Raw genomic sequence first — 15,001 nt, 5'->3', positions numbered from 1 at the left:
ACCAGTTTGCCGTCCTGTTTGAAGTACCAGACCTCAGCACCGTTCGAGGTGTAATCGGACTTGACGCCATCAACGCCGATTCCGGTAATATCATAGGTCACATCGGCAGGCTCGTCCGCACCGTCCAGCGGGCTGTCCAGCAGGTTGGCAAGGTTCATGGTCGCCGTATCAGTATCCCCGGCATTCTCGAAGTTGCCAAGCGAACTGTCGGTATCGTCAGTAGCACCATCAACCAGCTCGTTGCCAAGGGCGTCTTCCTGCACCGCACCGGTCGCCCGGCCTTCGCCAAGACTGATGATCGGTACGTCGTTCTCGACGGTAATGCCGATCTTGCCATCAAAGGTCACGCTGTCGGTATCGCCGTCGGTGTCGGTGATCGTTGCCTCGACATAGCTGCCGAGATCGCCGATCGACAGCGTCTCTTCGTCGCCCAAACCATCATGATCCAGCTGATCGTCGAGGTTGAAGGTCGCAATACCGCTGGCGCTGTTCACCCCAAAGGTGAAGACCACCGTCCCGGCATCATCGCCGCCGTTGCCGGCACGGGCCACCAGTTTGCCGTCCTGTTTGAAGTACCAGACCTCGGCGCCGTTCGAGGTGTAATCGGACTTGACGCCATCGACGCCGATTCCGGTAATATCATAGGTCACATCGGCAGGCTCGTCCGCACCGTCCAGCGGGCTGTCCAGCAGGTTGGCAAGGTTGAGGGTCGCCGTATCAGTATCCCCGGCATTCTCGAAGTTGCCAAGCGAACTGTCGGTATCGTCAGTAGCACCATCAACCAGCTCGTTGCCAAGCGCGTCTTCCTGCACCGCACCGGTCGCCCGGCCTTCGCCAAGACTGATGATCGGTACGTCGTCAACGACATTGACCACGAAGGTACCTTCGGCGGCGCCGGTTGCGGTATCACCATCGTAGTCAGTGATGGTGAGAACTGTAGAGAGATCAATGCCGTTGATCGGACCGTCACCGCTTACCAGGCTAAGATTTTGATCGTTAGCACCATCATCCACGTGATCCAACTGATCCTTGAGGTCAAAGGCCCAGGAGCCGTCGTTGTTGACGGTCAGGGTAAAGACTTCGCGGCCATCGGCGGTAGCAGTAAGCGTCGTCCCGTTTGAGCTGTAGGAAACTGCCTGGCCATTGGAGTAGAGGGAGGGCAAGTTGCCGAGAATTTCCTCGTCTTCGGTGATGCCGTAGTCGAACGGTTCATCACTGCCGACACTGAACAGCTGGTTGAGCGAGCCGGCTGCGCCGCCTGCCTCATCCTGATCGACGCTGGCGTCATCGTTGTTACCGGTTGACAGGTCGTCGCCTGGAACACCGGTCATATCTTCTTCCTCTACCGTCGCCAAAATGCCTCTCGGCTCCAGCACGGCAACAGGCACGTCATCCTGAATGGAGACAATGAAGGTGCCCGAACCTGCCCCGACGGCGGTGTCGCCATCGGCATCGATTACCGTGAGGATCGGTGCAAAATCAATGCCACCGACCGAACCGTCGCCGGTTACCAGGTCGTAGTTTTCGTTGTTGGCGCCGTCGTCAACATGATCAAGCTGATCCTTCAGGTCGAAGATCCAGGAGCCATCATTATTCACCGTAAGGGTAAAGACATCACGGCCACCGGCGGTGGCGGTAAGCGTCGTCCCGTCGGAGCTGTAGGAAACCGCCTCGCCTTTAGAATATAAGGTGGTCAAGTTGGAGAGGATGGCAGGATCATCACTGACGCCAAAGTCGCCAGGACCGTCAGCGCCCACTTCAAAGAGCGGCAATACCGAGCCAAAGCTGGTGCTTGAGGCCTCGTCGAAGTCGGTCGAACCGTCATCATTGTTGCCCAGCGACTGGTCACCACCCGGCACGCCGGTCATATCGTCCTCTTCGACGGTGGCGGCAATGCCTTCCACCTCAATGGCGGCGACCGGACCATCATCATATACATTGATGGTCAAGGTACCACCATCACTATCGCCGTCCGAGTCAAATACCGTGAAGGTAAAGTTGTCAGGCACGAAGTCTGCCGCGCCGACAAGGTTGATGCCGGAATGGACGATGGTATTATCGGTGATCTCGTACTGCCAGGTGCCATTGCCAAAGATAGTGAGAGTTCCATAGGTTCCGGCGAGAACGGTGGAGGTGGCCGGGTTGCCGTCCAAAACCACCGGAACGGTAACGGCACCATGGGTGAAGGACACCGAGCCGGCCCCATCTCCACCGAAATCAATGCCCAGGTCGGCAAAGGTTCCGGCAGTGGTGGTAAGGGAACCATCAGGGCCATCGGTACCTTCGGGGAGGCCACGCTCTTCAACGAAGCTGCTGTAGTCACCGGCTGACGGGGCAAAATCCTCCGGTGGTGGTGGTGGTGGTGGCGGCTCGTCGGGCACATCGGCCAATGGCGCCACAGGTGCCTCCTCAAACTGGAGTATCTGTGGGTCGAGGAAATTGAGGCCAACGCCGGTCGTCTCCGCTCCGGATGTCGGTGTAACCGCCTCACCGGTAAGTGCGAACTCAACATAGGAACTGCCGCCGCCGTCACTGGCCGGTCCTCCGGCTGCCGGTCCGGCCGCCGTCGGCTCGAAATCGGTGGTCGGGTCAAACTCACCGGCGATCAAGGCCTCCTGCACCTGCTCCACCTCGGCGGTCGCCTCGCTGAAGCTGGCGGGGCCTTCAGCTCCTGCCTCCTGAAAGACATCGTCATCGATGACCACATCGGACATCCGCCCAAGATCCAGTTGGGTACCCGCCGCATCGTTGAAAAGGATGCTGATCATGCCTTCGTTGCCAGTTATAATCCGATCGTTCATAAAAATCGGACTGCCTGGCTGCAGCACCCTGATAGCGCTATTTGCCGATTGGGCCTGTACCGAACCGTGGGCAACCAGCACCTTTCCCACTAAGAGATTACCTGAACCATCACCTTGATTAATATTTGCAGTAGCCATTTTGATTCCCTCCATGCTTTGGTTTCGTGCTACATATACGCTCTACTTGATCTCAGGATATGGCTGGCCACAAGGGATTGGTATTGTACTTTGGTACTAGGAAATATTCTTATGTTACCCCAGAGACCCTATTTATACATGGATATATCAAGAAGACTGGGAAGTTAGATAAAAAAAATCTCCCCAATCTTTTTTACTTTTGATCCAAAAAAATATTTTTTAGGAAGAAAAAATGCTGATCTCTTATGCCGATTAGGGGCAGTTCACCAGTACCGGGGTGAGGATACTGATTTTTCCATTGGCACAAGATGCTCTTTATGTTACTCGAATGACTGACCCTTGATTTCCGTAGCGGAACCATCAAGACCCGTTCGCAGAGGAGCCTTACCATGTTGTACATAGAAAGAAATGAACAGGGTGAAATCATTGCGGTAAAGCGGGATGCCGGCGAGCTGGAGAAGGAAACAGCAGCAGCCTCGGGGAGTGATATTCTCGAATTTCTTTCTGCTAACGCCTCGAAGGATTCAATGCTCGAACTCCTCGCCATGATGGATAGCGGTATCGTCCGTATCGTCGAGGATCTCATTGATGTATTGATTAAAAAAAACCTCATCATGTTTTCCGAACTTCCCCATGAGGCCCAGGAAAAGATTTTCTACCGTAAGCAAATCCGCCAGCGTATCAAGAATGAAACGATCATCGTCGACGATGAAGACGTCCTCTAAAGCTCTGTTGAGCAGCTCGCCTGCTCAAACGAAAATTATGCCCTTGCGGTATGACAGCCGACAATAATTCATCTGAGCCATAGGCCGAACACCGAACACCATCGCCACACAGACTCCCCCTCTATGTCCAGTTCGCAACAAACCTCAAAATACTCCTTTAAGGAAGAGCTTGCCCACGGCATCAGCCACGGCATAGGCACCGGCCTGGCCATTGTTGGCCTGGTCTTTCTGCTCATCGCCGCCATCCGCTACGGCAACAGCTGGCATATCGTCAGCGCCGCGGTGTACGGGAGCAGCCTCATTCTCCTCTACCTGGCATCCACTCTCTATCATTTGATATCCAGCCCAAATCTGAAGCGGATATTCCAAAAACTTGATCATTCGATGATTTACGTTCTTATCGCCGGCACCTACACGCCCTTGACCCTGGTGACCCTGCGCGGCGGCTGGGGCTGGACCCTTTTTGGTCTGGTGTGGGGGATGGCCGTCTGCGGCCTGGTGCTGGAGGTAGTGCTGCCACGGAGAATCAGCTGGCTGTCGATACTCCTCTACCTGGGGATGGGCTGGCTGGTGGTCATCGCCGGCAAACCGCTCGTTGCCTCCCTGGCCACGGGCGGCCTCATCCTCCTCGTTGCCGGTGGGTTGCTGTACTCACTCGGGGTCATCTTCTACGTCTGGAAAAAGCTCTCGTACAACCACGCCATCTGGCACCTCTTTGTCATGGCTGGCAGCGCTGCCCATTTTTTCGCTATCCTGTTCTACGTCTACAGCCCTGCCCATTAGCCACCCAGCTCCTGATCAGCTGGGAATTGCCGGCTTAAGAGGATAGGCGTACATTGCCGCGGCAGGTCACAAAAGGACACAGGCCGCCCTTCTCTGAATTTTTCCCTTTGACACACGAACGAAATTTCTGTAATACGTTCAGTGTTACAAACGAATTTTTTATAACATCATCTACCGCGACTCCGCCGCAAGTATCTGCCGCGACCGTGGGCTGCACGACGACACACCCTTTCTTTGGAGAAGCCACCATGCATATGGCCGACGCCCTTCTCTCTCCCGCAGTTGGCGGCACTTTGTGGATCGCCACCGCCGGAACAATCGCCTATTGCGGCAAAAAGGTCCAGGCCGGTCTCGACGACAGGAAGATCCCCTTGATGGGGGTACTTGGCGCCTTTATCTTTGCCGCCCAGATGATCAATTTTACCATCCCGGGTACGGGTTCCTCCGGCCATCTCGGCGGTGGAATGATCCTCGCCATACTGCTCGGTCCTCACGCCGCCTTTCTCACCATCGCCTCGGTGCTCACTGTCCAGGCCCTGTTTTTTGCCGACGGCGGCCTGCTGGCGCTCGGCTGCAACATCTTCAACCTCGGGGTGTTTCCCTGTTTTATTGCCTATTCGCTGATTTATAAGCCCATTGCCGGAACCAGGCACACACCGTTCCGTATTGGCCTGGGGGCGTCGCTTGCGGCAATTATCGGTCTGCAGCTCGGCGCTCTCGGGGTGGTCTTCGAAACGGTCGTCTCCGGTGTCTCCGCCCTGCCGCTTTCCGCCTTTCTTTCGGTGATGCTGCCCATTCATCTGGCTATTGGCCTGGTGGAGGGCCTGGTCACCACCGCCGTCGTAACCTTTATCTGGCGGGCGCGGCCGGAGATTCTCGAACTTGCGGCAACGGCGCGGCCTCTCGGCCGCCTGCCCATCGGCAAGGTGGTCGGGGCAATTGCCGCGGCGGCAGTGGTCGTCGGCGGGGGTTTATCGTGGTTCGCCTCGTCTTCTCCGGACGGCCTGGAATGGTCGATGGCCAAGATATCTGGCAAGGAAGAGCTGGAAGGCCCGGAGCAGGGGATTCATCAAAGTCTAGCGGACCTGCAGGAAAAGATCGCCTTTCTCCCGGACTATGGCTTCAAGGGCAAAGCCCCTGAACCGGCAGGAGAAGAGCAAACTGCCTGGCCGGCGGTCGACGGTGGAACCACGACCTCAGGGCTGGTTGGCGGTGTACTGACGCTCGTCATCACCCTGCTCTGCGGCCTGCTCCTCAAAAAACGCAGGAGGGCTGCATAAAGGGCTGAAAAGCCCGAAGGCCGACCTTGTCATCTCCGGGCAGTGATGGTACGCTCGCCATCTCTGCCCGTTTTTTCCGGTAACACATGCCAAGGAGCCGCAGCATGGCGAAAATTCAATCGGCCTTTTTTGATCTGAGCACCCTTGAAGCTCTGGCCGGCAACACCACCGCCATCCATCGCCTCGACCCAAGGATCAAAGTCCTGACGACCGCGCTTTTTGTCCTTGCCGTCGTCTCTTTTGACAAATACACCATCTCGGCCATGCTGCCTTTTGGCCTGTTTTTGATGGTTATCATCCACGCGGCCGAAATACCCGCCGGCTACCTCGGCAAAAAGCTGCTGGTCGTCTCACCCTTTGCGGTCATGGTCGGCATCTTCAATCCTTTCCTCGATCACCAGCCGATCCTCCAGCTCGGCGCACTGACCATCACCGGCGGCTGGCTGTCTTTTGGCTCCATACTTCTGCGCTGTATCCTGACGGTAAGCGCGGTACTAGTGCTCATTGCCACCACCGGTTTTAACGCCGTGTGCATGGCCATGGTGAAACTGGGCATGCCAAAAATCTTCGCGGTGCAACTGCTTGTCCTCTACCGGTATATCTTCGTTCTCATTGACGAAGGACTTTCTATGCACCGGGCTCGCGCCCAGCGTTCGTTTCGCCGGCAGCCCATGGGGATGCGGACCTTTGCCCATCTGGTCGGCCAGCTGCTGCTCAGAACCCTCGACCGGGCCGAGCGGATTCACCTGGCGATGCTCTGCCGGGGCTTCGACGGCACCATCCGCATTCGCCAGGTCCTCAGTATTACGACAGGCGATCTGCTGGCCCTGGCTGGTTGCGCCACCCTCTTTTTTATTATGCGCTATTACGCTCTGCCGGAACTCCTCGGCCGGTTTATCACAGGACTGTCATCATGAGCCATCACATCGTCGAGGTCCAGGACCTCAACCACACCTATCCGGACGGCACCAAGGCGGTGCGCGGTATCTCCTTTCGCATCCATCACGGCGAGTCGGTGGCGGTGGTCGGGGCTAACGGCGCCGGGAAATCGACGCTGCTCCTTCACCTCAACGGCTATCTGACGCCGCAGACCGGGACGGTGCGCATTGGTGATTTTCCCTTAACCAAGGCAACGGTCATGGACATCCGCAAGACGGTTGGGATGATTTTTCAGAACCCGGACGATCAGCTGTTTATGCCGACGGTTTACGAGGATGTCGCCTTCGGCCCGCAGAACCTCGGCCTGCCACCAGATGAGGTGGAATTGCGGGTTCAGGACGCCCTCGCCCGCAGCGGCGTGGCCCATCTCCGAGAACGCCCGCCCTACAAGCTGTCCGGCGGCGAAAAACGGGCCGTGGCCATCGCCACCGTGCTGTCGATGCGCCCGGACATCCTGGTCATGGACGAGCCAACCTCGAATCTTGATCCAAAGGCGCGCCGCGACCTCATCAAGCTCCTCGGCGGCTTTCACCACACCAAGATCATCGCCACCCACGACCTCGACATGGTCCTCGACCTCTGCGAGCGGACCATCGTCATCCACGGCGGCACGGTCATGGCCGACGGCCCCACCGAGGATATCTTCCAGGATGAGGCCCTCCTCAAGAACAGCCATCTGGAAAAGCCCCTGCGTCTCCAGGCCTGTCCACTCTGCACCCCGGGCGGCATGGAAGGCCTGGCCCAGGCCAAAAAGGCGCGCCAGACCCTGCATGACCACCTGCACGATCATCACCACGACCAACACGATCATTCCCAGCCGCATGACCACGACCGCTAGCCTCCGGGTCTGCCTTGCCAATGCTTCATCGCTCACCGCGTGAAGCAAAGCATCGCGAAAAATTCATAGACCGGCCCTCCACACCTCCCTGCGCCAGGTCCAGCCGGCCTTAGACAGAAACCGCCACAAGCGGTTCAGCAAGACCCTGGAAACAGGATCCTGCTCCTCTCGCAACTTTCTCCCCCTCCATCTTCCTGTACTGAAGTCACCGATGGGCGATGTGCAGTATGTTTTGATTTTTTTTATCCTGAACCTTGCCGTCAGTGTCCTCAGCAATTAAGATAGTATTTAATTACTCACATACCAGGGAGACATGCTTTGCAAAACAGTAACAAGCGCTTGCCGGCAAATGAACGGCGGGAAGTAATCATCGAGACAGTGCTGCAGCTCGCCGGCTTGCATAATCCCAGCGAGATAACCACCTATGCCATCGCCACCCAGATGCAGCTGTCGCAAGGTGCGCTGTTTCGCCACTTCGCCACAAAAGATGCCATCTGGCAGGCGGTGATGGAGTCGGTAAGCGACCGGCTTTTATCGCAGATCAATCATGTTTCGAAGACAACCGAGGAGCCGCTCGCCGCCTTGCGGGCAATATTTATGACCCACCTCGAGTTTGCCATTGACCGCCCGGGTATCCCTCGGATTCTTTTCGGTGAACTGCAAAAGGCCGATGCCACTGCCGCCAAACAGATAGCACAAACAATGCTCAAGCAGTACGCCCTGCTCATCGGGACACGCATTGAACAAGGCAAGGCGTTGGGCACCGTCAGCCCTGAAGTTGACACCAAGGCCGCCACCACCCTTTTTATCGGCACCATCCAGGGCTTGATCATGCAATCCTTGCTGTCCGGAGATCTCCTTCGTATCCGCAGTGATGCGCCAGAGGTCTTTACCATATATACTCGTGGAATTCGGAGCCGATAATGAACAGATTCTTGACAATCCATGGCAGAACCCTGCTGCTGGCGGGTTTTCTCCTGATACTTCTCGGGGCTTTTTCCTTTACCTTGTTACGATCCGGACCACTCGCCCCAGTGCCAGTCACCCTGGCAACTGTCGAACTGCGGGAGATAACCCCGGCATTGTTCGGCATCGGCACCGTTGAAGCGCAGTTTGTCCACAAAATCGGCCCAACCCTTGCCGGACGGCTGCAGCATATAGACGTCCAGCCGGGTGATCAGGTCGTGGCCGGACAGGTTGTCGGCGGCATGGACCCGGTCGATCTCGACGACCGGATAAGCGCCCAAGGGGCAACCATCAGCCGTGCACAGGCCGCGGTTCTCGCCGTCGAGGCCAATATCCGGGAAGCGGATACCCGCAAGACCTTCGCCAAAACCCAGGCTGAACGCTACCAGCAACTGCTGGCGGTACATTCGGTCAGTAAAGAAGCAACCGACATCAAGCAGCAGGATTACCACGTGGCGGAGGCATCGCTTGCCGCCGCCCGGGCAAACCTGGAGGTTGCCCGTCAAGAGGTGCGGCGCTTGCAGGCCGAGCGCGACGCCCTGCTCCGCCAGCGTAATAATCTCCACCTCATAGCCCCGGTAAGCGGCCTGGTCACCAGGCGGGATGCCGACCCCGGCACTACCGTCGTTCCCGGCCAGGCCGTCGTTGAGATCGTTGAACCGGCGAACATCCGGGTGACTGTCCGTTTCGACCAACAACGGGCGCTGGGGCTGAAGGCGGGGTTGGAAGCGCAGATCGTCCTCCGCTCCTTGGCCGGGGAGAAGCTGGCCGGACGGGTAGAGCGTCTTGAGCCAATCGCCGATGCAATTACCGAAGAGATTGTCGGCAAAGTCACCTTCAAGCAACTGCCCCACCCCCTCCCGCCCCTCGGGGAGCTGGCCGAGGTTACCGTCTTCCCGGTGCCCCTGAAGGCGATGCCTGCGGTGCACAATGCCAGCCTGCAACGAGTCGCTGGCCAGCTTGGCGTGTGGACGGTTAGCGAAGGCCGTCTGCGGTTTATCAAGGTCAAGACCGGTGCCGCCGACCTCGACGGCTGGGTGCAGATTATCGAGGGCCTTGGCGGTGGCGAACGGGTGGTCATGTACAGCAAAAAAGCCCTCCAGGCCAACAGCCGGATCAAGCCTGTCGAGCACAAGCCGGGGACACCGCTATGATCAGTCTGGCCGGACGCGACATTCTCCATGCCTGGGGCAAATTTGTCTTTACCGGCATCGGTCTGGGCTTATTGATCGGCGTAACGCTGACCATGGCCGGGGTCTATCGCGGCATGGTCGACGACGCCAATGTGCTCCTCGACAACAGTGGTGCCGACCTTTGGGTGGTGCAGCAGGATACCCTTGGCCCCTATGCCGAATCGTCAAGCGTCCACGATGATATCTATCGGTCCATCGCCGGCATGAAAGGGGTGGCCCGGGCGGCAAACATCACCTACCTTACCATGCAGGTGCGCCGGACCGGCGGCCTGCAGGCTCGCGAAGTGCGGGCCATGGTGGTCGGTGTTACCCCCGACGGACCGGGACATCCCGGCCATCCCGGGTTTTTGCTGGGTGGACGGCACATCACCCGCGGCCACTACGAGGCCATAGCCGATATCGCCTCGGGCTTTACCCTTGGCGACAACATTCAGATTCGCCGCAACATATTTACGGTTGTCGGGCTGACCAGGCGGATGGTCTCCTCGGGCGGCGACCCGATGATCTTCATTCCTCTGAAGGACGCCCAGGAAGCACAATTTTTGAAAGACAACGATGCCATCGTCGACCAGCGCGCCCGCACCGCCGAAAACCCAGGCCTCAACCGTCCGGGCGTGCCGGGATTGCTCGACGCGGTCATCGCCTCGCAAAGCACCAACCCCTTTGTCAATGCGATACTGGTGCAAATCGAACCGGGCAGCGATGCCGAAGAGGTTGCCGCGCCGATCCGCCGCTGGACCCGCTTAACCGTCTATACCCGCGCCCAGATGCAGGAGATTTTGATCTCCAAGCTGATCGCCACCTCGGCCAAGCAGATTGGCATGTTCCTGGTCATTCTGGCCATTGTCAGCGCCGCCATCGTCGCCTTTATCATCTATACCCTGACGCTGGGGAAGATCCGGGAGATCGCCGTGCTGAAACTAATCGGCACCAAGAATCGCACCATTTCGGCGATGATCCTCCAGCAGGCCCTGGCCCTGGGAGCCATTGGTTTCGTCGTCGGCAAGATCGCCGCCACCATTTGGGGACCGTTTTTCCCCAAGTACGTCCTTCTTCTACCCGGTGACGCCCTGCGTGGTTTTATCGCCGTTATGCTCATTTGCGCCCTCGCCAGTCTTCTGGCTATTCGCGCGGCGCTCAAAGTCGATCCGGCGGAGGCTATCGGTGGATAAACTTCATGTGGAATCAGCTACCTCAGGCATTCGTATCGAAGGACTGGGCAAGCGCTACGGTAAGGGCGACACCGCCGTCGACGCCCTGAAAGATGTCAACATGTCCGTTGCCCCGGGCGAGGTTGTCGGCCTTATCGGCCCTTCCGGCTCGGGAAAGACGACCTTGCTCAAGTGTCTCGGCGCCATCATCGAACCGTCGGCCGGGCGGATGACTTTGGGCGCAAAGACAATTTACGATAACGGCTGGAAGATTCGGGACCTGCGGGCTTTACGGCGGGATATGATCGGTTTTGTCTTCCAGGCGCCGTATCTTATTCCCTTTCTCAATGTCACCGACAATGTCGCTCTGCTGCCGATGCTCGCCGGTACCGATAACGGCGAAGCGCGGCGGCAGGCCTTGGAACTCCTCCGGGCGCTGCAGGTCGAACACCGTGCCAAGGCTATGCCGTCTCAGCTTTCCGGCGGCGAACAGCAACGGGTCGCCATCGCCCGCGGTCTGGTCAATCGCCCGCCGGTCATCCTTGCCGATGAACCGACCGCGCCTCTCGACAGTGAAAGGGCCCTGGCGGTCATCCGCATTCTCAACGACATGGCGCAAAAATTCGGCACGGCGATCATCGTTGTCACTCATGATGAAAAAATCATTCCAACCTTCAAAAGGATCTATAATATCCGGGATGGGATAACCTACGAAGAGGCAGGAGAAGGCCGGAATTTCAATGCGCCTTGATGATGTGCCGGTAATAGCGGTTCAGTTCACCACGGCAGGAAAAAACTCTCACCACAGGAGGCAAACACATGCAAAAAAGACCCATAGCAAAGAATGTATATTGGCTGGGAGCGGTCGATTGGGGCCGGCGGCTTTTCGACTCACTCATCCCCCTTCCCGACGGAACCACCTATAACGCTTACCTGGTTCAGGGCAGCGCAAAAACCGTGCTGATCGACGCGGTCGATCCGGACATGGTCGAGGTATTGATGACCCAGCTGCAAGACCTTCCTCGCATCGATTATGTTGTATCGCAACATGCCGAGCAAGACCATTCCGGGTCGATACCCCACGTCCTTGCCCGTTACCCTGAGGCAAAAGTGGTCACTAGCGCCAAGGGCAAGGCGATGCTTATTGATCTTTTGCACATCGCCGAGGACACCTTCATCACCGTTGCCGACGGCGAGACCCTCTCCCTTGGCGACAAGACCCTGAAGTTTATTTTTACCCCCTGGGTGCACTGGCCGGAAACCCTGGTGACCTACCTTGAGGAAGACAAGATTCTCTTCAGTTGCGATTTTTTCGGCTCCCATATTGCCAGCAGTGATCTTATGGTAAGTGAACAGGGACGGGTGTATGAGGCGGCAAAACGGTATTTCGCGGAAATCATGATGCCTTTTCGCAGCGTGATAGAGAAAAACATTGAAAAATTGGCACCCTATGACATCCGGACCATTGCCCCAAGCCACGGCCAGATTTACGACAAACCGGCCTGGATCATCGATGCTTACCGTGACTGGACAACAATGGTCCCCCATAATTTGGTGACCCTGCCCTTTGTTTCCATGCACGGCAGCAGCCGGCAGATGGTCGATCATCTGGCGGCCGCCCTGATTGAACGGCAGGTCCGGGTCGAACTGTTCAATCTGCCCGTCACCGATATCGGCAAGCTTGCCATGTCTCTGGTCGATGCGGGGACCATCGTCATCGGAACCCCAACCGTCCTGACCGGGCCGCACCCGATGGCGGCATATTGTGCATTTCTTGCCAACGCCCTGCGCCCCAAGGCGCAGTATTTGTCCATCGTCGGTTCCTATGGATGGGGTGGCAAGGTTGTCGAGAACTTGGCGGCGATGATCCCGAACCTGAAAATCGAGGTGCTTGCGCCGGTTCTCTGCAAGGGTGCCCCACGGCAAAAGGATTTTCAAGCTCTGAGCGGGCTGGCGGATGCCATCGCCCAAAAGCACCAGGAAAGCAATTTCCTGGCGTAAATAGCCGCACCCCAAATAGCTGGGAAGATTCATTAATCATCAAAAGGAGAAATCATGTCCAAACAAGTGAAGATTGATCAGGATGAATGTATCGGTTGTCAAGCATGCGTGGAGTTGTGTCCAGAGGTGTTTTCTTTTGACGACGATGCCGGCAAGGCCTCGGTGATTGACGGCGCGGATGCCGGCGAGGCCTGCGTCGACGAGGCCATAGCCTCATGTCCGGCTGCGTGTATCTCCAAGGAGTGATATGCCCGGTCATGTGCCGGTGGGCCAGAACGTCGGCCCATCCGGTAGCAACGGCAGTTGGCAAAGAAAGCTTTTGTCCAGGTCGCCAGCGTGAGGGACTGTGAAAATACAAACTGCAAATACAATACTTTACTGTGCCAGATGGCAGGAAACGGTAGCCTTTTACAAGACCGGATTACAACTGAAGATAACCGCCAGTTTTGACTGGTTTGTCGAATTTGCGCTGAACGAAAGGGCCCGGCTGAGCATTGCCGATGTGACCCGAAGTTCGCTGAAGACCTGTGCCGGCCAAGGCATTACCATCGCTCTGGAGGTTGAGGATATTGGCGCATCCCACCTATTCCTTAAACAAGCCGGGCACCATCCTCAGGCAATACGCGATCATGCCTGGGGTGCGGAGGTCTTCTATATTTATGACCCTGAGGGCAACAGACTTGAATTCTGGTCTCCCAAAAAGAGAAATACGGGAGAATCCCCAGCCAGCCAAAAAGGTTGATACGCGGACCGTAGCCAAGGGCATCCAGCCGGCTCGCATAATTTTTTATACATATTGTTTTTATATCAAATACTTGAATAATACTTTCAGCAAAACCGAAAGTGTGATTGGCCGAGACAAAGACGAAAAAAGGCCGTGCCTCATGCCCCTGCTTGAAAAATCGCCTTGGGCACTTAAAGGAGAACCGAAAATGCAAAAAAATGACGAGACCCCGCCACCGGTACCGGTAGAAATTTCCGAGCAGGACGTGGTCGATGCCATGAAGGCCATACAGGGATATCTCGATATCACTCCCGGTGATTTCAAAGAGATCTATCAGGTTGCCTATTCATTGGCGATAAAACGGCTGCTGACCTCCCGCAAGGCGGCCGATCTTATGACCAGAGCAGTGCTGTTGATCAGCCAGGAGATGGCTCTGGTCAAGGCCGCGGCACTGCTTGCGGAAAAACAGATATCGGGAGCACCGGTGATCGATGCTGCGGGGAAGATCGTCGGTGTCGTCTCCGAAAAAGATTTTCTCAAAGAAATGGGCTTTGGCGCAACGCCGTCCTTCATGCAGATCGCCACCCATTGCCTGAACAACAAGAGCTGCATGATCGGCAACTTACGGAACCGTACCGTCGGTGACATCATGACAAAACCGGCGATAACCGGTGTTGCCGAGATGACCATTGGGGAAATTTCCGCACTCTTTGTCGACCGGCAGATTAATCGCTTGCCGATCATCGACGGCGGCGGGCGCCCCATTGGCATCGTCACTCGTACCGATCTGGCCCATTCCTACAGTGTCTTGGGGGAGGGAACGAAACTATGAGTTATTGGCAAAAAATGAAAGGTGGCGGACAAAGCCCGCCCAAGGTCGGTGTCTCCGAGATTGTCTGGTCTTGGGTGGGCAGCTTTCTCGGTATTGCCGCCATTTCTCTTATCCACTACAAACTGCTCGACCAGACCAGCCTGATGCTGATCATCGGCTCTTTTGGCGCTTCCGCCGTACTTATTTACGGGGCCATCCGCAGCCCCCTGGCGCAACCGAGAAATCTGCTGGGCGGCCATATCCTTTCCGCCTTTATTGGAGTGACCGCCTTTCAATGGTTTGGCGGCGACCTCTGGTTGGCGGCCTCACTGGCCGTTTCCACCTCGATTGCCTTGATGCATTTTACCAAGACCCTTCATCCACCGGGCGGTGCTACCGCCTTGATTGCCGTCATCGGCGGCGAAAGCGTACATAATCTCGGCTACCTGTATGTCATAATGCCGGCTGCCTTAGGGGCAGGTGTCATGCTCCTTATTGCCCTTATCGTCAACAATATCCCAAAGAGCCGGAAATACCCGGAATTCTGGTTATAGCAGAGCAGGACCGACAGATACCATTAAGAAAGCAGATGATTCCGAAAAACTGTGCAAAAAGGCTCTACCCTGAACTGTACAAACCAACATGATTGCA

At 56.8% G+C, this 15,001-nt stretch carries 15 protein-coding genes; 14 read left to right on the top strand and 1 reads right to left on the bottom strand.

Translation table 11 applies throughout. From position 1 onward, the window contains the following. Positions 1–2,939, bottom strand: a 2,939-nt coding sequence (locus OEL83_16180) for a retention module-containing protein (GenBank protein MDK9708582.1), incomplete at its 3' end; no start/stop codon positions are given. A 389-nt stretch (positions 2,940–3,328) separates the two neighbouring features. On the opposite strand from OEL83_16180, the gene OEL83_16175 reads away from it, so the two are divergent. From OEL83_16175 to OEL83_16110, 14 genes are all read left to right on the top strand, one after another. Continuing rightward, positions 3,329–3,664: a hypothetical protein gene (locus OEL83_16175; protein MDK9708581.1), complete on the top strand. Its 336-nt coding sequence runs from the start codon at positions 3,329–3,331 to the stop codon at positions 3,662–3,664. Positions 3,665–3,787: 123 nt separating this feature from the next. Beyond that, positions 3,788–4,447: a hemolysin III family protein gene (locus OEL83_16170; protein ID MDK9708580.1), complete on the top strand. Its 660-nt coding sequence runs from the start codon at positions 3,788–3,790 to the stop codon at positions 4,445–4,447. A 248-nt stretch (positions 4,448–4,695) separates the two neighbouring features. Further along, entirely contained in the window at positions 4,696–5,727 is a 1,032-nt protein-coding gene (locus OEL83_16165; protein MDK9708579.1) for an energy-coupling factor ABC transporter permease, read from the top strand. 104 nt (positions 5,728–5,831) lie between these two features. Continuing rightward, a complete protein-coding gene (gene cbiQ / locus OEL83_16160) occupies positions 5,832–6,644 on the top strand; it encodes a cobalt ECF transporter T component CbiQ (GenBank protein ID MDK9708578.1) in 813 nt (270 codons plus the stop codon). Beyond that, positions 6,641–7,504, top strand: coding sequence for an energy-coupling factor ABC transporter ATP-binding protein (locus OEL83_16155; GenBank protein ID MDK9708577.1), 864 nt, complete (start codon positions 6,641–6,643; stop codon positions 7,502–7,504). The genes cbiQ and OEL83_16155 overlap by 4 nt, the downstream gene beginning before the upstream one ends. A 318-nt stretch (positions 7,505–7,822) precedes the next feature. Continuing rightward, positions 7,823–8,428: a TetR family transcriptional regulator gene (locus tag OEL83_16150; GenBank protein MDK9708576.1), complete on the top strand. Its 606-nt coding sequence runs from the start codon at positions 7,823–7,825 to the stop codon at positions 8,426–8,428. Then, positions 8,428–9,624 (top strand): efflux RND transporter periplasmic adaptor subunit, encoded by a 1,197-nt coding sequence (locus tag OEL83_16145; protein ID MDK9708575.1) that lies wholly within the window; start codon positions 8,428–8,430, stop codon positions 9,622–9,624. Before OEL83_16150 ends, OEL83_16145 begins: the two co-directional genes overlap by 1 nt. Further along, on the top strand, positions 9,621–10,835 hold the full coding sequence (locus OEL83_16140; GenBank protein ID MDK9708574.1) for an ABC transporter permease: 1,215 nt from the start codon (positions 9,621–9,623) through the stop codon (positions 10,833–10,835). Before OEL83_16145 ends, OEL83_16140 begins: the two co-directional genes overlap by 4 nt. Continuing rightward, the gene (locus OEL83_16135; protein ID MDK9708573.1) at positions 10,828–11,565 is read left to right on the top strand and encodes an ABC transporter ATP-binding protein; all 738 of its coding nucleotides are present in this window, start codon (positions 10,828–10,830) and stop codon (positions 11,563–11,565) included. The genes OEL83_16140 and OEL83_16135 overlap by 8 nt, the downstream gene beginning before the upstream one ends. Before the next feature lie 68 nt (positions 11,566–11,633). Next, entirely contained in the window at positions 11,634–12,815 is a 1,182-nt protein-coding gene (locus OEL83_16130; protein ID MDK9708572.1) for an FprA family A-type flavoprotein, read from the top strand. Between the two features lie 54 nt (positions 12,816–12,869). After that, positions 12,870–13,061 (top strand): ferredoxin, encoded by a 192-nt coding sequence (locus OEL83_16125; GenBank protein MDK9708571.1) that lies wholly within the window; start codon positions 12,870–12,872, stop codon positions 13,059–13,061. 100 nt (positions 13,062–13,161) lie between these two features. Continuing rightward, positions 13,162–13,557 carry a VOC family protein gene (locus OEL83_16120; GenBank protein MDK9708570.1) on the top strand — a complete coding sequence of 132 codons (396 nt, stop codon included), beginning with the start codon at positions 13,162–13,164 and terminating at the stop codon, positions 13,555–13,557. A 190-nt stretch (positions 13,558–13,747) separates the two neighbouring features. Next, positions 13,748–14,371, top strand: coding sequence for a CBS domain-containing protein (locus OEL83_16115; GenBank protein MDK9708569.1), 624 nt, complete (start codon positions 13,748–13,750; stop codon positions 14,369–14,371). After that, positions 14,368–14,904: an HPP family protein gene (locus OEL83_16110; protein MDK9708568.1), complete on the top strand. Its 537-nt coding sequence runs from the start codon at positions 14,368–14,370 to the stop codon at positions 14,902–14,904. Before OEL83_16115 ends, OEL83_16110 begins: the two co-directional genes overlap by 4 nt. The last annotated feature ends 97 nt before the right edge of the window (positions 14,905–15,001 follow it).

It is taken from the genome of Desulforhopalus sp. (assembly GCA_030247675.1).
In the GTDB taxonomy this organism is placed as follows: Bacteria; Desulfobacterota; Desulfobulbia; order Desulfobulbales; family Desulfocapsaceae; genus Desulforhopalus_A.
The sequence above is the reverse complement of the archived record's forward strand: the minus strand, read 5'-3'. Positions and strand labels throughout refer to the sequence as shown.

What these genes read in the sequence shown, in the direction of transcription:
- OEL83_16125 (MDK9708571.1), top strand. Translation starts at nt 12,870, where the DNA reads ATGTCCAAACAAGTGAAGATTGATCAGGATGAATGTATCGGTTGTCAA.
- OEL83_16110 (MDK9708568.1), top strand. Translation starts at nt 14,368, where the DNA reads ATGAGTTATTGGCAAAAAATGAAAGGTGGCGGACAAAGCCCGCCCAAG.
- OEL83_16170 (MDK9708580.1), top strand. Translation starts at nt 3,788, where the DNA reads ATGTCCAGTTCGCAACAAACCTCAAAATACTCCTTTAAGGAAGAGCTT.
- OEL83_16140 (MDK9708574.1), top strand. Translation starts at nt 9,621, where the DNA reads ATGATCAGTCTGGCCGGACGCGACATTCTCCATGCCTGGGGCAAATTT.
- OEL83_16155 (MDK9708577.1), top strand. Translation starts at nt 6,641, where the DNA reads ATGAGCCATCACATCGTCGAGGTCCAGGACCTCAACCACACCTATCCG.
- OEL83_16115 (MDK9708569.1), top strand. Translation starts at nt 13,748, where the DNA reads ATGCAAAAAAATGACGAGACCCCGCCACCGGTACCGGTAGAAATTTCC.
- OEL83_16175 (MDK9708581.1), top strand. Translation starts at nt 3,329, where the DNA reads ATGTTGTACATAGAAAGAAATGAACAGGGTGAAATCATTGCGGTAAAG.
- OEL83_16145 (MDK9708575.1), top strand. Translation starts at nt 8,428, where the DNA reads ATGAACAGATTCTTGACAATCCATGGCAGAACCCTGCTGCTGGCGGGT.
- OEL83_16130 (MDK9708572.1), top strand. Translation starts at nt 11,634, where the DNA reads ATGCAAAAAAGACCCATAGCAAAGAATGTATATTGGCTGGGAGCGGTC.
- cbiQ (MDK9708578.1), top strand. Translation starts at nt 5,832, where the DNA reads ATGGCGAAAATTCAATCGGCCTTTTTTGATCTGAGCACCCTTGAAGCT.
- OEL83_16165 (MDK9708579.1), top strand. Translation starts at nt 4,696, where the DNA reads ATGCATATGGCCGACGCCCTTCTCTCTCCCGCAGTTGGCGGCACTTTG.